Raw genomic sequence first — 18682 nt, 5'->3', positions numbered from 1 at the left:
GCTCGAACCGGCCGCTCGTCTCTCAACCGAAACCAAGTATCAGCGTTGATAGAGAGGGCGAACCGCTTAAGTTCAGAAACGGATACACGTTTGATATCGCTCCGATGTGACACTCATCGGAAAGAATAGTTCCAGAGACTCACAGATGCGCACCACGACCAACTCATGACCAGCGTTGGGCAGTTCCCGTACGCGTACGCGCTGTTCGCCGCGGGCATCCTCGCGGGGGTCGTGACGCTCGTCGTCCTCGGTCGGTTCCGACTCTACTCTCGGCGGGTCCGCCTCCCGTTCGCGCTCCTGACGCTCTCCGGAAGTATCTGGGCCACCGCGTACGGCTTCGCCTTTCTCGCGACGACGCCGGGTGCCGAGTTGTTCTACGCGTATCTGGCGTGGGCCGGCGCGGCCGTCCTCCCCACGATATGGCTCATCTTCGCCCTCGTCTACGCCGGCGAGGACCAACTGCTCACCACCCGAATGGTCGGCTTCCTCGCCGTCGAGCCCGCCGTCGCAATCGCCCTCGCGCTGACGAACCACTCCCACGGACTCCTCGGGTCCTCGCTCGACCTCTGGGCGGCCAGCGCACCGGACACCTCCGGAGGAGCCGGTCTGCACCTTCTCGTCCCACCCGGTCCGGAACTCCTCTTCGTCGTACACGTGATTTACGGCTCCGGCGTCGCCCTCACCGGGCTGACCGTCATCGGAAAGACGTATCTCCGGAGTTCGAGCATCCATCGACGACAGGCCGGGTTCCTCGTCGTCGCCGGTCTCATACCTCTCGCCGCACTCGCCGGTGAGTTCTTTTTCCCGATTCGAATCAACCCGGTTCCCCTCTCTATCGGCGTCAGCTCGGTCGTCGTGCTCTGGGCGCTCTTCAGACACCAGCTGTTCGACATCACACCCATCGCCCGCGACGCGATTCTCTCGGAGATGCGGGACGCAGTCGTCGTCCTCGACGAACAGGACCGAATCGTCGAATCGAACGGTGCCGCCTCGGAGCTCCTAGAGCGGCCGGTCGACGAGTGCATCGGCGAGTCGGTCCTCGAAAGCGTTCGCGTTCCGGCCGAGGTCCGGACGGTTCTGGAGGGTCGAGACAGGGCTGAGGCGGTCGTCGAAGACGGAGGCACCTGTCGTTACTTCGAGATCCGTTCCGAGGCGGTCGGCGACCAGACGCACGACCGCGCACTCTTGCTCGTCTTCTACGACGTGACGGAGCGCCGGCACACCGAAGAGGAGTTCCGCGCGCTCATCGAGAACTCCCGGGACGTCATTACCGTCCTCAACGAGGACGGCGAACGGACCTACACGAGCCCCTCGATGACCGAGGTACTCGGCTATCAGACCGACGCGCTCGTCGGCGAGTCGGTGCTCGACCTCGTCCACCCCGAAGACAGAGAGCGGGTCGCCGGCTGCCTCGACGAGGTGATAGCCGGCGACTCTCCCGTGCGCTCGGAGTTCAGAATCCGCCACAAGAACGGCGTGTGGCGGCGGTTCGAGACGGTCGGTGTGAACCTCCTCGACGACCCCGCCGTCGACGGCGTCGTGTTGAACTCGCGGGACGTGACCAGTCGCCATCGCTACGAACAGCGCCTCCGGGTGCTGAATCGCGTCCTTCGACACGACCTCAGAAACGACATGAACGTCATCCTCGGCCACGCGGACCTCCTCCTCGACGAGCGCATCCCCGCCGAGTCGAAAGACCACGCCCGAACGATAAAGCGGAAGGCGTCGTCGCTGGTCGAACTCGGCGAGCAGACTCGCCACATCGACACGACGCTGACCCGCGGGTCGTCCGGAATCGAACCCGTCGAGGTCGTCGAGCGCATCGAGGCGCAGTTGGACGACATCGAGTCCGATTACCCCGAGGCCATCGTCCACCGGAGCCTCCCCGACGAGATGTGGGTCTCGGCGGACGACCTCATCGAATCGGCCATCAAACACCTCATCGACAACGCGCTCGAACACAACGACCGCGTCATTCCGGAAGTCGGCGTCACGGTCGAGCGGAGGGCGACCTCGACCGACTACGTGGAGATTCGAATCGCCGACAACGGGCCGGGCGTCCCCGACGCCGAGCTCTCCGTCCTCGAATCGGGGACCGAGACGCCGCTCCAACACATCAGCGGGCTCGGGCTCTGGTTGGTCCAGTGGATAATCGACCGCTCGAACGGTCGGCTCCGGTTCGCGGAGAACGACCCCAGGGGAACCGTCGCAATCGTCGGCCTCCGGAGCGCCGACCGAGCGGTCTCCGTCGGCGACGGCGGAACGGTGGCGACCGAGTCGGAGACGGACTGAGTTACGCAGCGACTGGGTGAGTCGAACAGAAAACGAGACGACCCGAGAGCCGAGCGTTCAGGCCGCGTCGCGGAGCCGCACCGCGAGTCTGTGTGCGCCCTCGGCCGCGGCGGTCACCGGGTCGTCGGGGACGACCACGCTCACCGGGCGGTCGAGTTCCGCGGCGAGACGCGCTTCGAGTTCCTCCACCAGTCCGGGAATGCACGCCATCCCGCCGGAGACGACGAGCGGGCGTGCGCGAGCGAGCTGATAGGTTTTCATGTGCGAGCTCGCCAGTCGCGAGAAGAAATCGCAGAGCTCGGCGACCACGTCGTCGAGATACTCGTCCAACGGCTCCATCACGCCCCGTTCGACGGTGAACTCGTGTGCGCCCTCGCTCCCGCGTTCGACCGCGTCGGTGAAGGGGTCGAACCCGCCGAAGTCGGCGCGGGTCTCCTTGTACTCGCGGGCGGTGGCGGGGTCGATCGTCACTCGCCCGCCCGTCTCGGCTTCGACCGCCTCGGCGATGCGCCGGTCGACGCGGTCGCCGGACGCCTCCGCGGAGACGAACGGGAGTAACCGCTCTCCGCGTCGGTACGCGCACGCTTCGAGGTTCGTCGCGCCGAGGTTGAGAGCGACGAAGACCTCGTCGACCGCCTCGATTCCGTCGCCGAGCGCCGGAATCGACGCGCACAGCGATTCGGGGAAGCCTCGCGCGAGCGCCTCACCGATGCCGCACTCGCCGACCGCGGTGCCGAAGTTCGCGAGGCCGACATCGTCGTCGACGGTCGGCATCGCGTACACGACGGCGCTCTCGGCGGGGAGGTCGTGTCGCGCGCAGAGTTCGCGGACGAACCGCTCGAACGACTCGGCGTCGCGGGCGGTCGCCGGGACGCCCGAGCGGAGCATGAACTCGACTCGCTCGGGCGACTCCCGGACTGTCTCTCCGCCGTCGTGGACGCCCTCGTCGCCGGCGGGCGCGTCTTCGCCGTCGGTCAGGCGCGAGGGGAGGTGAACCGTCCTCGCCGCGTCGCCGTCGTCGAAGGCGAGCGCCGTCCGGGCGCTCCCGAACTTGACGCCGACGGCCGTCGGCACGTCGGTCTCGTCGGACTCGGAGGTCACACCAGCGTCGGTAGCGGCGGCTGCGTCGTTCGTCATGCGGTATCAACTCGGTTCGGACTCGGCGGGCGGGTGGTTCGCGCAGTCATGGTATACACTCGGTTGTCGGAAGGAGAGACCGTATTCGAGACCCGTCGGTCGGCGTCACACCATCGAGGAGAGACGTGCGACGTAGACCAGACTCAGCAGGTGGTCGTCGACGTCGAGGTCGGTCGGTTCGTCGACGTCAGCGGAGAACCCGAGGAGGTAGTCCCGGAGCGTCTCCTCGACGCCGGGCGTGACCCAGTCGACCGTCTGGTAGTACCGGAGGGCGTCCATCGCCCGCTTGAACCCGCCCTTGAGGACGAGGAACTCGAGCCAGTCGAAGACGACGCGTTCCGCGCCGTACTTGTCCGGCAGCGAGCGGAGGTACGGCTTTTCGACGCCGTCTTCCTCGTCGCGAGACTGGTGGACGAGCAGGTGTTCGAGCTGGCTCGACCGGAGGGCTTCGGACGCCTCCTGTCGGCTCCGGTCGAAAAGCGGGTTGTCGAACCGGAACGGACTCCGGTCGTCGAACCGGCCGTCATCGAATCGGCTGTCATCGAATCTGCCGTCGTCGAATCGGCTGTCGTCGAACCGGCCGTCACCGTTCCGTCTGGGCCGTGGGGCGTCACGCGCGATACGTCGAAGTTCGTCTGGGTCGTATTCGTCCGGGTCCAAGTACATAGGTCACCTCGTTGGGGACGGCACGACTCCCCCGAGTCCCCCGACTCAGGGCGGCGGAGAGCGCGGAGCGCTGTCCGCGGTGTCACACGCGATATCGTACCGTTTCGGTGAAAGCATTCGAAGGAGGCGACATAAATCTATTCGAGGCGCTATCAGAACTGATATCTCGGATGGGGAGTCGAACCGGCTTCGGTCGGTTCTCACGCGTCGGCCGCTTTCGGTTCCCTGCTCGCGGGCGGCGCTCGACGCAGTTGAGACGGCCGAGAGACAGGAGAGACGGTCGTCGAAGCCGAACTTCGGCCGGTGACGCCCTCAGAGAACGTGGTTGCCGCTCTTCGCGCTCCGAACGCGGAGGTCGCCGGTCTGGCTGTCGAGCTCCAACGAGCGGCCGTGGGAGCCACCGACGTCTTCGGCGACGACGTCGATGCCGAACCCGTCGAGCGTCGTTCGCGTCGCGGCGACGTTTCTATCGCCGATACTGCCGTCGCCGTCGGCCGAGGTGAAGTCGAACATGGTGCTTCCCCCGGCGATTTTCGCGACGACGCGGTCTATGTCCGCGCCGGCGGCTCGCATCTCCGAGAGCAGGAGCTCGATGCCGGTGTCGACGAACTTCGCCGGCTCGCTGCCGTCGTCCGCCTCCGGGAGCATCGCGTGTGCGAGACCGGAGACGCCGGTCTCGGGGTCGTACAACGCGACGCCGATACAGGAGCCGAGACCGCTCGTGGTCAGCGTGCTCTCGTCGCCGGAGACGGCGTAATCGGCGATTCCGACCTTGATTCGACCGGAGCGAGCCGCGGGCGTGTCCGTGGTGTATACTTGCATTACTGGGTGCCTCTACGGAGGGTTCACGCGGCGGGAGAGAGCTTCCTGAGCGCCTTGCGCAGCTCCGTCTCGTCGGGGAGCGCGTAGATGTCGCAGGTGAACTCGTCGTCGTCCGTCCGGATGGTCGAATCGATGAGGAACGCGTACTCCTGAGACTGCGCGAGGTCGGTCGCGAGCGGGTCGATGATGGCCGACCCGATGTCGTGGACGTGCTTCGGCGGCGAGATGTCGATGGTCGTCTCGAGCGCGTTGGCCCAGCCGTCGAGGAAGCCGGAGGTGGTGATGTTGCCAATCTCTTGAATCGCGCTCTGGCGCATCGCCTCGTCGCCTTCCATGCCCGGCAGGAGGCTGCTCGCGATGTTCTCTGCCGACGGCTCGTCGAAGAGGATGGCGATGTAACCGCTCGGCGTCCCGCTGAACTCCAACACGACGCCGCGGCGGACCGCGTCGGTCAACGACATGGGGACGCCCTCGATGGGGACGAAGCTCAGCCGGCTCACCTCGACGGTCGTGTCGATGCCCGTCATCGCCGTGATGTCTTCCGAGGCCTGGTTCGCGCCGTCGTTTATCATCTCGGAGAAGGCGGCGAACGACTCGACCGGGAGCGCGCCGTCCTCGCCGCTCGCCTCGACGATGGTCCCGATGGACGAGGCGGTCGGCACCATGTACAGGTCGAACTCGATGGCGTTGTCCGCGGCCTCCAACTGGTTACGGAAGACGAGGACGTGCTCGTCGTCGCCGCCGTTCTCGAACCCCTCGGCGTCGACGTGGTCGAGCGGGCCGTCGTTTTCGTCGTCGACGTAGGTCGGCGTCGTGATGTCGACGGTGGTGTCGAGGTAGTCGGCCCAGCCGTCGATGAAGCCGCCGAGCATGATGTTCGCAACCTCCTTCAGGCTACTCTCGGCGAGTTCACCCTCGGCGTCGGTGGCGTTGATACCCGGCATCAGCGCGTCGACCAGACGCTCTGCGGACTCCGGCGAGAACGCCAACACGGTGTGACCGTCCAACCCGCCCGAAAAGCCGATGTGGACGCTCACGAGGTCGCGCTCGGCGAACTCGTTTTCGACGTCCGCCTTCGTCCCGAGTTCCACCTTGGTGACGTTGACGTACGTGTCGATGCCGGCGAGCGTGGTCAGCGAACCCGCGGCTTTCTCCGCGCCCGAGTGGGCGAGCCGACTGAACGTGCGAAGCGACCGGACGTCGAGATTCATGCCTCTGCCTGAATCACGTCGGCGATAGCCTGGAGCACGTTCGGCTTCTGGAACGGTTTCGTGATGTAGCCGTCTGCCCCCGCTTCGACCGCTTCGCGCATCTTCTCTTCCTGTCCGACCGACGTGCACATGATGACCGATGCGCCGGCGTCGAGCGACTTGATTTCGGACGTCGCTTCGATGCCGTTTCGAATCGGCATCACGACGTCCATCGTGACGACATCGGGTTCGAGTTCGCGGTAGAGTTCCACCGCTTCGACCCCGTTTTCGGCCTCGCCGACGACTTCGTGTTCACCCTCGAGGAGCTGTTTGAGGAGGTTCCGCATGAACGCAGAATCGTCCACGACCAGTACCTTGCTTGCCATACCTCCAGATTTCCGAAAATCACACCATAAACCCTTCCTCCCCATTATCAAGGATGATACGGCATTGGACGGGCGATTCGCCCGCGTCACATCGTGTCGCCCGGAGGTTCGGGAGCTCCGATGCTCGAACCGGAACCTGTCACCGTCGCATCATCGTCGACGCGGCGGGAACGAAGCGCCGGTCTCTTCGACGGCGTCGAGGAGGTCACCGATACTGTCGTCGCGGTCGAGTCCGTTCGCGGTCGCGAGCGCCTCGACGGCCCGACCGGGATAGGTGACCTGTACCTCCGAGGCTAAAAGCAGGATGCCGAGCACCTCGTCGGGCGGCGTGTCGGGGCTGCCGACAGCGTCGGCGTACCACGAGAGAAACGAGTTGACGACCTCGGTCACGTCGTCGGAGACGGTCTCGTGGCGGGTTACCTCGCCATCGACGAGGGCAGTGGTGACGAGCGCGTGGTCCGCGTTGACTGCCCCGACGCGCTCTGCGAGCAGCCGGCGGGCGAGCACGGCCCGTTTTTTCGGGTCTTTCGGGAGGACGAGTTCGGGAGCGCCGGTGTTCCGGTCGCTCTCTCCTCGCTCGCCGGTCGGCTCGGAGTCGGATTGGGTCGCTCCGTCCGGACCGGGCGGTCGGCGGTCGTCACCGTCACCGTCACTGCCCCCGTCGTCGACCGGCGCGGGCGGCCTGTTTTCTCCCGTCGAGATGACGTACCGGCCCGTGTCGAGCGCCGCGACGTGCTCGTCGCGGCTGATATCCAGTTCGTCCGCCCCGACGACACCCTGTTCCCGCGGGTGATTGGGAGGACGTTCGTCCTCGTCGTCCATCGGCGAATGCTCGGTGCCGTGGCATATAATCCCATCGTCACCGGGCGTGACAGACTCACTACTATGACTGAGAACGTGGCAGAGAGACAACCAACACATTGACAAGCGGTGCGTTCCGATAAATTTCCATCTATGGAGTCTGACAGGACCCTTTCCGCACTGGGGAACGAATACAACCCTGACATCCTCCGTGCCGCGGACGAACCGCACTCGGCACAGGAGTTCAGCGAGATGCTGGATATCCCCATCGCGACCTGTTATCGCCGAATCGAGGAACTGACGGCGGCGGGCCTCCTCGAACTTCACGACCGGGTTCTCTCCGACGAGCACCGCCGGACGAACGTTTACCGCCGCGAAGTCGACGAAATCGTCGTCCGCTTCGAAGGCGACGACTACACGGTCAGCGTCACCGAGCGCCCGGAGGTGAAGAACAAACTCGACGACGTGTGGCGGAAGATTACGCAGGACTGAACCGCTCCGGCTCCGGACTCTTTTCTTATATTTCCTGAGGTAAGTGTCGACTAGCGTCTCGCGTGAGCGTGCGAAGAAGTTTACTTATCGACGTACCGGCCGTGTGATATCATTCTTGATATTGGGGGCCGTAGCGTTATGTAGCACCTCTCCAAGTTGACGAGTGACGGTTCCCCGCTCCCCGCTGAGTGTGGGACCAAACCCACGAAACCCATGTTCGAAAACATCAAAGAAGACCGGGGTCAGGTCGGTATCGGGACCCTCATCGTCTTCATTGCGATGGTTCTGGTCGCCGCAATCGCGGCGGGCGTCCTCGTGAATACGGCTGGCTTCCTGCAAGCTACCGCCGAGGACGCTGGACAGCAATCTGTGAACAAGGTCACCAACCGCGTCGACGTCGTCAACGCGCACGGGCTGGTCAACCAGTCCGGTGAGGAACGCACGGTCGACCAAGTCTTCCTGACCGTCCGCCTCGCGGCCGGTTCCGGAAGTGTCTCTCTTGAAGACACGACGGTCAAGTACCTGAGTGAGACGACCGCGCGGACGCTCACCTACAACGACACCGTCAACAACGCTGACACCGCAGACCCCGCTAACCTGACGACGGGGAACAACTTCACCGCGGGCGTCCTCGAGGACAGCGACGGTTCGTTCGAGGTCCTCAACGAGCAGTCCGACCGCGCTGAGATCGTCATCAACACCTCGACGGTCGAAGGCTCCTCCGCCAACGGAACGGCGACGGGCCAGACGGTCAAGCTCGACATCACCAGCCGCAACGGTGGCACGACGCAGGTCATCCTGACGATGCCCCAGCAGCTCGCGGGTAAGGACGACAACGACCCGATCGCGCTCTAAGGAGATTCATATGTTTAACAAGATTACTGACGACGACCGCGGTCAGGTCGGTATCGGTACGCTCATCGTCTTCATCGCGATGGTTCTGGTCGCCGCAATCGCGGCGGGCGTCCTCGTGAACACGGCCGGCTTCCTGCAGGCGACTGCCGAAGACGCCGGTGAGCAGTCCGTGAACAAGGTCACCAACCGCGTCGAAGTCCTCAACACGCACGGAACGGTCGGCGGAGAGGCTGACATCGACAACATCACGCTCACCGTTCGTCTGGCGGCCGGCTCGGACGCGGTGGACATGAACGAGACCTCGATTAAGTACCTCAGTGGTGACAGCGTCGAGACTCTGACTAACCAGACGCAGTACGACGGCGACGGGACGGAGCCGAACCCCGACGCCGATGAGTTCGGTCTCACCGAGGTCACCGACGACGACAGTTCGTTCGGTGTCCTCAACAGCATGAACGACCGCTACGAGGTCAAGATCGACACCGCCGCCATCGAGGACAGCAACGGTGACGAGACCGACCTCGTCGGCGGCCTCTCGACGGGCGAGCAGGTCACCCTCGAAATCACTTCCCGCACGGGCGGTACGACGCAGGTCATCCTGACGATGCCCCAGCAGCTCGCGGGCAAGACGCAGGGCGAACCGGTCGAACTGTAACCCGACTTCACGCTTTCCGTTCATTTTATCGACCTCAGCCGCCGAGCGGCGGCGCTGTCGTGCGTCCGTAGACACCGCGCACACAGGAGCGATTGGACTGAGACGGCAACGCTCTCAGACGCCGGCATCGACCTCGCTCGGAGACAACTATCACAGTCGAGTCGAGACGGCCAGAGAGGCGAGGCGAGCCGATACGTCTACAGCGAATGACCCCGGGCGAAGTTGACGAGCGCGGCGCGCGCTCCGCGTCCGGGGACGTCAGAACAGTCGATTCGGCGAAGACAGAAAAGGAACCGTCGGGACCGGGGTCGCTCGCCGCCGAGTCCGCGGTTATTCGGTCTCTTCGCCGAACCACGGCGGCGACTCCCCGACCATGGAGAACCCGGCCGCCTGCTCGTATATCTTGATGCCGCCCTGTGCGATTTCCAGCGGGAACATCGAGTTCTTGATGCTCTGCTTGCGCATCTTCGCCACCCAGACGTAGCGGTTGCTCGTCGCGCCCGCGGGGCTCTGGATGAGGTAGATGTTCCCGTCGGTCAGGAAGTTCTCGAGGCCGATGTCGGTCTCGGGGAAGATGGCCGACTGCTCGGTGGTCAGAAGCGAGGTGAGGCCGCTGTCCTTCAGGATGTCGATGAACTTCAGGAGGTACTGGCGCTGTTCTTTTTCGTCGTCGAAAAACAGCTGGAACATCGTCAGCGAGTCGAGGACGAGTCGGTCGTAGTTGGTGTCCTGGAGGTCGCCGAGGATGCGGTCGAGCGTCGTCGAGAAGTCACCGTCGCGGAGGAGCGTCCGCTTGTCGTAAACCTTGATATCTCCGGACTCGACGTACTCGTGCCAGCGGTCGAAGCCGATGGACTCGGCCGCCTCGCGGATGTCGTCTTCGGTCTCCTCGAAGGTGAGATACAGGCCGCCCTCGTCGAACTGGTCGACGCCGTTGTAGAGGTACTGGAGGCCGAGGATACTCTTTCCCGTCCCCGGGTTTCCGCTGATGAGCACCGCGGCGTTCTTGACGATACCGCCGTTCAGGATGGAATCGAGTCCTTCGACACCGGTCTTGACTAGTTCTGTCATGATTGTGTTGGAACGTGTGTTGGCTGTCGGAAGAACGTCCGTGCCGACGCCGGATAATTCTTCTTACCGCCGCTACGGCGCCGTCTGACTTTTATTACATACTTGACGGGCGAAAATTCCGAACGTCTAAAATATCTCGACTGATAACGGGACGGGAACTTTCTTGTACCGACTTACGTACCTTGCACCAATGTTACCTGCTCCCCCGAGTCCGTCGGACCGCCCCGGCCGGTCCGCCGCTCGGCCGGGTGACAGGCCGTCGCTCGAACGAAGCGCCCCGCGAACGGTACGGAGGTGCTCGCTGCGAGCATGATGGAGTGGCAGAACGACGAAGACACGGCTGACGCCGGGGACGAAACGGAGACGGAAGAACAACACATGTCATCAGACGATGGACTTGGATTCGAGGAGGGGATAGACGACCTCTCCGACGAGTTTGGTGACTTCGGCGACGACCTCGACGACGGATTCGACGATGACGATTTCGGCGGATTCGACGACGACAACAGCGAGGAACTCGCAGAGCTCGAAGATCGCGTCGGCGAACTCGAGAACGAAGTAAGCGCCATCTCGTCGGGGATGAACACCGTCCGCGAAGAGAACAAACAGATCGGTGAGACCGTCGAAGAGCTCGACGACACGATTCGAAAACTGCTCGACATCTACGAGATGGTCACCCGCGGCATCAACCCGTTCGTCGACGACGCCCGCGAGATGGGCGGCCTCGACGGCGGCGGAGCGTTCGGGCTCTTCGAGGCGGAAGCCGAGGACGAAGAGCACCTCGACCCCGAGGTGGCGAACGCCGACGCCGAGTCGTTCTTCGACGACGACTTCGGCGAACTCGACGCCGAGGAGGGCGCGAAGGAAGCGGAACTCGCCGCGGAAGACGAACTCGCGGAAGCGGAGCGCGAGAGCCCCGCGGACGCCCTCGACGACGGCGACGAAGAGGCCGACGAAGCCGACGACTCGGGTGCCGCGGGCGGCGCGAGTTTCGACGACCTCAAAGAGCAGTACGAGGAGGGCGGCGGCTGGGACGAAGAAGACGAAGCGGAGGCGGACGAAATGGAGGCGGACGACGCCGAAACGGACCTCGCCGACGCGGCGGTCGACCTCGAAGACGGGTTCGAAGACGAGCCGGTCGGCGGCATCGAAGACGAGTTCGAAGCGGTCGCCGACGAGACCGACGACCCGAGCGACGAACCATCAGAGCCCGAACACGAACCCGAGGTCGAAGACGCCGACGGTGACGTCCGCAAGACGCTCGACGAGCTAGAGGCGGAGTACGCCACGGCGGCGATGGCCAAAGACGAGCTTTCGGACGACGACGAGGACGACGCGGCCGCCGAACCCGAGCCGTCCGCGGCGGTCGAGGAGTCCGACGCCTACCTGGCGGCTCTCCCGTCGAACTACGTCTCCGAGGTACTCGTCCTCGAATGGGTCGAACACCTCGTCGCGGTCGGCGGCGCGCTCGGCGCGTCGCGCGCGCTCCGCCAGTATCGGGAGCAGGACTGGATATCGCGCGCCGTCGAGAGCGAACTGAACGCCCACGTCGGACAGATTGCGCCGTCGGTCGCTGACGCCGACGGGGGCGAACTCCGCATCGACGACCACCAGACGAGCCTCGCGTACGTCTGCCGGCTCGCGGAGGACGTCCCGCGGGGCCAACTGTACGAGGAGTTAGTCGCCTACGGGAGGAGATTCGATGGGATTCGGTGTTAGCGGCTCGACCGCCGTCATCTTCCTCGGCGTCCTCGTCGCCACGGGGACGCTGTACACAGCGACGTCGAACGCGTCGGAGAACGTGCTCGAAGCGCAGGACGCCGACGCGGAGCGGGCCCTCGAACGGACGAACACGGACATCGCCGTCACGAACGCGACCTACGACGCGGGCAACGAGAGCCTCACGGTGAACCTGACGAACGCCGGCTCGGAGACGCTCTCGGTGAGCGAGACCACCCTGCTCGTCGACAACACCTACGTCGACGTGCCGGCGGCCAACGCGACCGTCGACGGCGACGCCGGAACCGACCTCTGGTACGCCGGCGAGAACCTCAGTCTCGTCGTCGACGCCGACCCCACGCCCGCACGCGTGAAAGTGGTTACCGGAAGCGGCGTCGCCGCCACGGGGGCGGTGAACTAAATGGCAGACATCTCCGTTCCGAGCCTCATCCTGTTCATCGCCAGTATCGTCGTCGCCGCCGGCGTCTCGGGCGTCCTCATCGACACCGTGACCGGCATCAGCAGTTCGCTCGACGAGCGCGGCGGCGACGTGAGCACGGAGATCAGAACCGACATCGAAGTCATAAGCGACCCGCAGGCGGGTGTCTACGACGGTGCGAACGACAACCTCTCGATATACGTCAAGAACACCGGCCTCAGGACGCTCCCAGCGACCAGCGGCGGCTTCGATATCATCGTCGGTGGACAGTATCAGACCAACGTCACGGTGAACGTCGTCGACGGCACCGAGTGGCGGCCGAGCAACGTCATCGAACTCACGGTGACGGACATCGCGTTGAGCTCGGGCGACTACCGGATGACCGTCGTCGTCGACGGTGACGAAGAGGTGTTCGAATTCCGCGTATCATGAGCAGTCAATTCTCTCTCGGGCTATCCGGGCACGACCGTCTCGAAAAGGAACTCGGCGGCGGCATCCCCAAGGGTGCAATCGTCCTCATCGAAGGGGACTACGGCGCCGGAAAAAGCGTGCTGTCGCAGCGATTCAGCTACGGCTTCTGCGACGAGGAAACGGTGGTGACGCTCGTCTCGACCGAGCTGGGCGTCCGCGGCTTCCTCGACCAGATGCACTCGCTTTCGTACGACATCGTCAAGCATCTGCTCGACGAGCGAATCCTGTTCTTACAGGCCGAAATCGACAGCAGCGGCGCGCTCTCCGGCGGCAGCAGCCAGAAGGAGCGCAAGCAGCTCCTCCGCCGGCTGATGGACGCCGAGACGCTCTGGGACGCCGACGTCATCATCATCGACACGTTCGACGCCATCCTGCGCAACGACCCGCAGTTCGAGGCGCTGGTCCGGCAGAACGACGAGCGGCAGGCCGCCCTCGAAATCATCTCGTTTTTCCGCGAGCTGACGACGAAGGGCAAGACCATCATCATCACCGTCGACCCGTCGTCGGTCGACGAGGGCTCTATCGGTCCGTTCCGCTCTATCGCCGACGTCTACTTCGAACTGGAGATGGTGGAGGTCGGAAACGACGTCCGACGGAACATCTTCGTGAAGCGCTTTGCGGGGATGGGCCAGCAGGTCGGCGACCGCGTCGGCTTCTCGGTCCGGTCGGGAATCGGGCTCGTCATCGAATCGAGGAGCGTGGCGTAGATGGCGAGCGAACACGGCTCCGCCAGGCTGTCGGACGACCTCAAGCGCCTCGCGATGCAGTGGCCGCACCTGCGGGACCACCTCAAGCGGTTCCGACAGATCACCGGCGAGTTCCCGATGCTCGTCGACGAGCCGGGCGACTACGAGTCCCGGCGTCCGAACATCATCTACCCGCTGGGCGGCCCCGTGTTCTGCCAGGTGTACGGCAACTTCGGCGAGACGACGAAGTACTACACCATCGAACCCGAGATGGACGACGACGAACTCGAGGTGTTCGGCCGGGTCAAGGACAAACTGCTCGAACGCAGCGTCTCGAAGCCGGCGCCCGAAGAAAGCGCCGACTACGAAGAGCGCATCGAGGAGTTGCTCTCCGAAATCGTCCACATCGAGGGCGACGACCGCGGGCCGCTCGGCTCGGTTGCCAAGCGGCTCGACGTGGCCGGCATCGAGGTCTCCCAGACGACCTACGACAAGATACAGTACCGACTCGTCCGCGACATCGTCGGCCTCGGGCCGCTCGAACCCATCATGCGCGACCCGGAGAACGAGGACATTCACGTCATCGGCCCCAGCCAGGTCGACGTCGACCACGGGACGTTCGGCCTGCTGGAGACGAGCGTCGAGTTCGACAGCACGGAGCAGTTCGATAACTGGCTCCGCAACATGGGCGAACGCATCGGCGACCCCGTCTCCGACGCCCACCCCATCGTGGACTCCACGCTCCCCGACGGCTCGCGTATCAACATCATCTACTCCGACGACGTGTCGCTGAAGGGGTCGTCGCTCACCATCCGTCAGGGCGACGACGTGCCGCTTTCGGTGTTCCAAATCGCCAAGTGGGGGACGCTCTCGCCCGAACTGGCCGCGTACCTCTGGATCGCGCTGGAGAACGAACGCACTATCTTCGTGGTCGGTGAGACGGCGTCGGGGAAGACGACGACGCTCAACGCCATCCTCTCGTTCATCCCGCAGGACTCGAAGATATACACCGCGGAGGACACCGCCGAGGTGCTCCCGCCGCACGACACGTGGCAGCAACTCCTCACCCGCGAGGGCCGCGGCTCCGACTCCGAAGTCGACATGTTCGACCTCGTCGCGGCCGCGCTGCGCTCTCGCCCCGACTACATCATCGTCGGGGAGGTCCGTGGTGAGGAGGGTCGCATGGCGTTCCAGGCGGCCCAGACCGGTCACCCGGTGATGCTCACGTTCCACGCGTCCGACATCGTCTCCATGATTCAGCGCTTCACCGGCGACCCCATCAACGTCCCCGAGACGTTCATGGACAACTGCGACATCGCGCTGTTCCAGAACCGCGTCCGCCGGGGCAACGACATCCTCCGCCGGGTGACGAGCGTGCAGGAAATCGAGGGCTACTCGAAGGAGATGGGCGGCGTCGTCACCCGCGAGGCGTTCTACTGGGACCCCGTCCAAGACGAGATCATCTTCCAGGGGATGAACAACTCCTTCATCATGGAACAGAAGGTCGCGACGCTCCTCGGTTACGACGACACGCGGAAGATATACGACGACATCCAGTTCCGCGCCGAACTCGTCCGCCGGGCGATTCAGGAGAACGTCCTCGGCTACCACGAGGTGAACGAACTCATCGAGGACTACCAGCGCGACGGCGTCGAGGGACTGCCGTTCGACATGGCGAGGGTGTAACGACATGGCAGGGGAACAGAGCGCGTCGATGCAGGCGGTGCAGGTTCGGGACTTCATCAGCGACATCATCGAGTCCTACGAGAAGATGCCGATGGCGCTGCCGCGGTACCTGCTCGCGGTGCTCGGCCCCGCCATCGTGTTCTTCATGCTCTCTCTGGCCGGCGCCATCGCGCTCCCGCTTCCCCTCCTCGTCCGCATTCCCGTGTTCCTCCTCGGGGTGTTGCTGTTGGGCGGGGCCGTCCTCTACCCGCGCCTCCTCGTCGAGCAGACGCGCCGCAGTCTGGAGAACCAACTCCACCTCCTCATCACGCACATGACCGTGCTCTCGACGACGAACATCGACCGCGTCGCCGTGTTTCGAACGCTCGCGCGCGAGGAGGAGTACGGCGAGCTAGCGACCGAGATGAACCGCATCGTCCAGCTCGTCGACGCGTGGAACCAGTCGCTCGACGACGCCTGTCAGCGCCGGGCCCGAGAGGTCCCGTCGAAGCCCCTCGCGGACTTCCTCGACAGGCTCGCGTACTCCATCAACGCCGGCCAGAGCATCGACGACTTCCTCCTCGGCGAGCAGAACGCGATGATTCAGAAGTACATCACCGTCTACGAGAGCGCCCTCGGGAACTTGGAGGTCATGAAGGACCTCTATCTCTCGATGATTCTGTCGATGACCTTCGCCATCATCAACGCCATCGTCCTCCCCATCCTGACCGGGACCGACGCGACGATGACCATCGGCGCGGTCATCGTGCTCTTCGTCTTCGTGCAGTTGGGGTTCTACTTCGTCATCCGGACGATGTCGCCGTACGACCCGCTGTGGTTCCACCAGCGCGAGTACCGGACGAAGGCGGACCGGCAGATAGACATCACCCTGTACGGCGCGGTCGGTCTCTCTATCACGATGGTGCTCGTGCTCGCGTTGGGCACGTTCAACCTGACCGTCGTCGGCGAGACGGTCCGGCCCATCATGATGGAACTCCCGATTCCGCTCCTCATTTCGACGCCGCTGACGCCGCTTGCGGTCCCCGGCATCGTCGCGCGCCGCCACGAGAAACGCATCGGCGAGCGCGACGAGGAGTACCCCGGGTTCATCCGCGCGCTCGGGGCGTCCGAGACGGCGAAACAGAGCACGACCACGGCCGTCCTGAAGACGCTCAAGACGAAGGACTTCGGCGTCCTTTCGCGGGAGATATCGCGGCTGTACACGCGGCTTCGGATGCGGCTCGACCCCGACCGGTCGTGGTTCTTCTTCACCGCGGAGACGAACTCCTATCTCGTCCAGAAGTTCTCCGAGATGTACAACGTCGGCCGGTCGATGGGTGGCAAACCGAAGCTCCTCGGCGAGCTCATCAGCCGTAACATGAACGAGATAATCAAGCTCCGCCGACAGCGAAAGCAGTCGACGGTCACCCTCATCGGCGTCCTCTACGGCATCACGGCCTCCGCGTCGTTCGCGTTCTTCATCGGACTGGAAGTCGTCGAGATTCTGGCGTCCTTCTCGACGCAGATGAACCTCGACAGCCTCCAGTTCGGGACGCTCATCTACGCCGGCGTCTACGACGTGCCCTTCATCGAGTACATGCTGACGCTCATCATCCTGTTTAACGCCCTCCTGTCGTCGCTCATGATTCGGATGGTCGACGGCGGACACAAGGCGAACGCCTACCTGCACTTCGTGATGCTCGTCTGGGTGGGCTCCCTGATGGCGGTCGCCACCTCGTCGCTCGCAGGAGCGCTGATTAGTATATGACTGAAGACGGACAACAGACCCGAGATTCGATGCCAGACGCGGCAGGCGAACAGACCCCACAGGAGGCCCGTTCCCGCGCGCCCGAGGGGGGCGACGTGGCGAAAAGCGACCTCCTACAGGCGTACCGCCGGAAGAAGTCCGAACCGTCGGACGAACGCGAAGAAAAAGAGCGGGCGCGCTCGAAGAGACAGACGGAAAAACAGACCAGCGACGGCGAGTCCATCGTCGTCGACTTCGTCGCCAACTTCGTCGCCGGCGGCAACGCCTCGTTCGAGCCCGTCAAGGGCCGCGTCCTGATGAGCCAGCGCCGGCTCATCCTCGCCACGTCGAAGGCCAAGACCGTCATCCCCATCACCTCCATCTTCGACATCGCCGTCGGACAGGTCCCCCCGGAGGTCGAGGAGTTCTTCGACTACACGGTGATGGTCGGCTACATCATCGGTCGCCAGCGCCGGACGACCGTCATCGGCGGCGACCGAGATACCATCGAGAAGTTCTCGCTGTTGCTGTTCCGCGCGGCGCTCAACGGCTCGCGCGCGCAGGTCACCCACCCGGCCCGTATCGGCGGGCGCGTCCTCGACACGGAGCGACAACCCTCCGGGCTCCACCTCGACTACGAGGCCGTCACGTTCCCCGACGACGACGGCCCACTCACGGAGAACGGCGACCCGTTCCACATCGACCTCGCGAGCGTCATCTTCTTCGAGGTGCTCGAACGGACCGTCGACGGCGAAAAGCGGCTGGTGCTTTCGGTCCAGCACGTCAAGCAGGGCCAGACGGTCACCTCCGAGATAACGCTCGACTCGCGACGGAAGATGAACATCCTCGGGCGCTACCTCCGACTCGTCTACCACTGGATAAAGTCCGGCGTCCGCAACGTCGAGGTCACGGAACAGGGCCTCGAAGTCCTCGTCGGACTGTACTCCGCCGGCGAGATGGCCGCGGAAGTCGACTTCAGCGAACTCCTCGGCGTCGAAGAGGCAGTCCTCGACGCGGAACTGGAGAAGCTCCACGAAGAGGAACTCATCGGCGACGACGAGCTTCCGACCTCGCTGACGCCGCAGGGGCGGTTCGTCGTCAACGAGGAAATCGAAGACGTGAACGTCTGAAGCTGTTTTCCGGCGGAACCGGTGCCGTCCGGTAGTTGCGAAGAACTATCAGTCCCACAACCAATTCTGTCACTATGCGGACGCGGACTTCGGCGCTCGTCGGACTGGGAATCGGAAGTGCGGTCAGCTACTCCTTCGGCTTCCGACACGGCAACGCGTTGGTCGGCGTCACCCTGCTTCTCACGTACACAATCGCTGGCTTCGGGTTCGTTGCCTTTCCCGCGTACCGCTGGCGGTGGTCCGGGCCGAACGACCACTTCTGGTACACGATAATCGGGGTCTTGAGCGCTCTGTTACCGATTCTTGCGATTCACGGTCTAGGCTTCGAACCCGGCGAGCGCGTGCGGGGCATCGTTCTCTTAGCCGGGGTCTGGTTGGGAGGCGTCTACGCCGGAATCGCGCTCGAACGCGCCTCGCGGCGCGCGAGCGACGACTGACGAGTGCGACGCGTCGCTCTC

The 18682-nt window shown here is 64.3% G+C and carries 19 protein-coding genes; 12 read left to right on the top strand and 7 right to left on the bottom strand.

Going from position 1 to position 18682, the window contains the following annotated elements; translation table 11 throughout:
- Positions 1–165: 165 nt before the first annotated feature.
- Positions 166–2292: a histidine kinase N-terminal 7TM domain-containing protein gene (locus DEQ92_RS02685; RefSeq protein ID WP_004977374.1), complete on the top strand. Its 2127-nt coding sequence runs from the start codon at positions 166–168 to the stop codon at positions 2290–2292.
- 57 nt (positions 2293–2349) lie between these two features.
- On the opposite strand, the gene DEQ92_RS02680 is transcribed toward DEQ92_RS02685, so the two are convergent.
- The 6 genes from DEQ92_RS02680 to DEQ92_RS02655 form a co-directional block, all read right to left on the bottom strand.
- Complete coding sequence (locus DEQ92_RS02680; RefSeq protein ID WP_004977371.1) at positions 2350–3429, bottom strand: hypothetical protein; 1080 nt, start codon at positions 3427–3429, stop codon at positions 2350–2352.
- A 105-nt stretch (positions 3430–3534) separates the two neighbouring features.
- The gene (locus DEQ92_RS02675; RefSeq protein WP_004977369.1) at positions 3535–4095 is read right to left on the bottom strand and encodes a FlaD/FlaE family flagellar protein; all 561 of its coding nucleotides are present in this window, start codon (positions 4093–4095) and stop codon (positions 3535–3537) included.
- 312 nt (positions 4096–4407) lie between these two features.
- On the bottom strand, positions 4408–4917 hold the full coding sequence (locus DEQ92_RS02670) for a chemotaxis protein CheD (protein WP_004977367.1): 510 nt from the start codon (positions 4915–4917) through the stop codon (positions 4408–4410).
- A gap of 23 nt (positions 4918–4940) precedes the next feature.
- Positions 4941–6128 (bottom strand): chemotaxis protein CheC, encoded by a 1188-nt coding sequence (locus DEQ92_RS02665; protein WP_004977366.1) that lies wholly within the window; start codon positions 6126–6128, stop codon positions 4941–4943.
- Positions 6125–6493, bottom strand: a complete 369-nt coding sequence (gene cheY / locus DEQ92_RS02660; RefSeq protein WP_004043735.1) for a chemotaxis protein CheY — start codon at positions 6491–6493, stop codon at positions 6125–6127. Before cheY ends, DEQ92_RS02665 begins: the two co-directional genes overlap by 4 nt.
- A 150-nt stretch (positions 6494–6643) precedes the next feature.
- Positions 6644–7315, bottom strand: a complete 672-nt coding sequence (locus DEQ92_RS02655) for a hypothetical protein (protein ID WP_050458938.1) — start codon at positions 7313–7315, stop codon at positions 6644–6646.
- 132 nt (positions 7316–7447) lie between these two features.
- On the opposite strand from DEQ92_RS02655, the gene DEQ92_RS02650 reads away from it, so the two are divergent.
- From DEQ92_RS02650 to flgA2, 3 genes are all read left to right on the top strand, one after another.
- Entirely contained in the window at positions 7448–7786 is a 339-nt protein-coding gene (locus DEQ92_RS02650; protein WP_004043733.1) for a helix-turn-helix domain-containing protein, read from the top strand.
- 213 nt (positions 7787–7999) lie between these two features.
- A complete protein-coding gene (gene flgA1 / locus DEQ92_RS02645) occupies positions 8000–8641 on the top strand; it encodes a flagellin A1 (RefSeq protein ID WP_004977363.1) in 642 nt (213 codons plus the stop codon).
- 10 nt (positions 8642–8651) lie between these two features.
- Complete coding sequence (gene flgA2, locus DEQ92_RS02640; RefSeq protein ID WP_004977362.1) at positions 8652–9296, top strand: flagellin A2; 645 nt, start codon at positions 8652–8654, stop codon at positions 9294–9296.
- Between the two features lie 330 nt (positions 9297–9626).
- Here flgA2 and DEQ92_RS02635 read toward each other — a convergent pair whose 3' ends face one another.
- On the bottom strand, positions 9627–10367 hold the full coding sequence (locus DEQ92_RS02635; RefSeq protein ID WP_004977361.1) for an ATPase domain-containing protein: 741 nt from the start codon (positions 10365–10367) through the stop codon (positions 9627–9629).
- 294 nt (positions 10368–10661) lie between these two features.
- Here DEQ92_RS02635 and DEQ92_RS02630 point away from each other — a divergent pair, with 294 nt between their 5' ends.
- From DEQ92_RS02630 to DEQ92_RS02595, 8 genes are all read left to right on the top strand, one after another.
- Entirely contained in the window at positions 10662–12086 is a 1425-nt protein-coding gene (locus DEQ92_RS02630) for a flagella accessory protein C (RefSeq protein ID WP_199522892.1), read from the top strand.
- Positions 12070–12507 carry a fla cluster protein FlaF gene (locus DEQ92_RS02625; RefSeq protein ID WP_008092920.1) on the top strand — a complete coding sequence of 146 codons (438 nt, stop codon included), beginning with the start codon at positions 12070–12072 and terminating at the stop codon, positions 12505–12507. The genes DEQ92_RS02630 and DEQ92_RS02625 overlap by 17 nt, the downstream gene beginning before the upstream one ends.
- Positions 12508–12957, top strand: a complete 450-nt coding sequence (locus tag DEQ92_RS02620; protein ID WP_004977358.1) for a CARDB domain-containing protein — start codon at positions 12508–12510, stop codon at positions 12955–12957.
- Positions 12954–13703, top strand: coding sequence for an ATPase domain-containing protein (locus DEQ92_RS02615; RefSeq protein ID WP_004970800.1), 750 nt, complete (start codon positions 12954–12956; stop codon positions 13701–13703). The genes DEQ92_RS02620 and DEQ92_RS02615 overlap by 4 nt, the downstream gene beginning before the upstream one ends.
- Complete coding sequence (locus tag DEQ92_RS02610) at positions 13704–15368, top strand: type II/IV secretion system ATPase subunit (protein WP_004977357.1); 1665 nt, start codon at positions 13704–13706, stop codon at positions 15366–15368. It abuts the gene before it with no gap.
- A gap of 4 nt (positions 15369–15372) precedes the next feature.
- Positions 15373–17115, top strand: coding sequence for an archaellar assembly protein FlaJ (gene flaJ, locus DEQ92_RS02605; RefSeq protein WP_004977356.1), 1743 nt, complete (start codon positions 15373–15375; stop codon positions 17113–17115).
- A gap of 95 nt (positions 17116–17210) precedes the next feature.
- Positions 17211–18224, top strand: a complete 1014-nt coding sequence (locus DEQ92_RS02600; RefSeq protein WP_193363464.1) for a CheF family chemotaxis protein — start codon at positions 17211–17213, stop codon at positions 18222–18224.
- A gap of 74 nt (positions 18225–18298) precedes the next feature.
- Complete coding sequence (locus DEQ92_RS02595) at positions 18299–18661, top strand: hypothetical protein (RefSeq protein WP_050458940.1); 363 nt, start codon at positions 18299–18301, stop codon at positions 18659–18661.
- Positions 18662–18682: the final 21 nt, after the last annotated feature.

Origin of the sequence: Haloferax sp. Atlit-6N, from assembly GCF_003383195.1 — an archaeon.
In the GTDB taxonomy this organism is placed as follows: domain Archaea; phylum Halobacteriota; class Halobacteria; order Halobacteriales; family Haloferacaceae; genus Haloferax; species Haloferax gibbonsii.
Note: the sequence above shows the minus strand (reverse complement) of the source record. Positions and strands in the feature narration are given on the sequence as shown.

Coding starts and splice junctions, on each gene's coding strand:
- DEQ92_RS02685 (WP_004977374.1), top strand. CDS start 166: ATGACCAGCGTTGGGCAGTTCCCGTACGCGTACGCGCTGTTCGCCGCG.
- DEQ92_RS02680 (WP_004977371.1), bottom strand. CDS start 3,429: ATGACGAACGACGCAGCCGCCGCTACCGACGCTGGTGTGACCTCCGAG.
- DEQ92_RS02675 (WP_004977369.1), bottom strand. CDS start 4,095: ATGTACTTGGACCCGGACGAATACGACCCAGACGAACTTCGACGTATC.
- DEQ92_RS02670 (WP_004977367.1), bottom strand. CDS start 4,917: ATGCAAGTATACACCACGGACACGCCCGCGGCTCGCTCCGGTCGAATC.
- DEQ92_RS02665 (WP_004977366.1), bottom strand. CDS start 6,128: ATGAATCTCGACGTCCGGTCGCTTCGCACGTTCAGTCGGCTCGCCCAC.
- cheY (WP_004043735.1), bottom strand. CDS start 6,493: ATGGCAAGCAAGGTACTGGTCGTGGACGATTCTGCGTTCATGCGGAAC.
- DEQ92_RS02655 (WP_050458938.1), bottom strand. CDS start 7,315: ATGGACGACGAGGACGAACGTCCTCCCAATCACCCGCGGGAACAGGGT.
- DEQ92_RS02650 (WP_004043733.1), top strand. CDS start 7,448: ATGGAGTCTGACAGGACCCTTTCCGCACTGGGGAACGAATACAACCCT.
- flgA1 (WP_004977363.1), top strand. CDS start 8,000: ATGTTCGAAAACATCAAAGAAGACCGGGGTCAGGTCGGTATCGGGACC.
- flgA2 (WP_004977362.1), top strand. CDS start 8,652: ATGTTTAACAAGATTACTGACGACGACCGCGGTCAGGTCGGTATCGGT.
- DEQ92_RS02635 (WP_004977361.1), bottom strand. CDS start 10,367: ATGACAGAACTAGTCAAGACCGGTGTCGAAGGACTCGATTCCATCCTG.
- DEQ92_RS02625 (WP_008092920.1), top strand. CDS start 12,070: ATGGGATTCGGTGTTAGCGGCTCGACCGCCGTCATCTTCCTCGGCGTC.
- DEQ92_RS02620 (WP_004977358.1), top strand. CDS start 12,508: ATGGCAGACATCTCCGTTCCGAGCCTCATCCTGTTCATCGCCAGTATC.
- DEQ92_RS02615 (WP_004970800.1), top strand. CDS start 12,954: ATGAGCAGTCAATTCTCTCTCGGGCTATCCGGGCACGACCGTCTCGAA.
- DEQ92_RS02610 (WP_004977357.1), top strand. CDS start 13,704: ATGGCGAGCGAACACGGCTCCGCCAGGCTGTCGGACGACCTCAAGCGC.
- flaJ (WP_004977356.1), top strand. CDS start 15,373: ATGGCAGGGGAACAGAGCGCGTCGATGCAGGCGGTGCAGGTTCGGGAC.
- DEQ92_RS02595 (WP_050458940.1), top strand. CDS start 18,299: ATGCGGACGCGGACTTCGGCGCTCGTCGGACTGGGAATCGGAAGTGCG.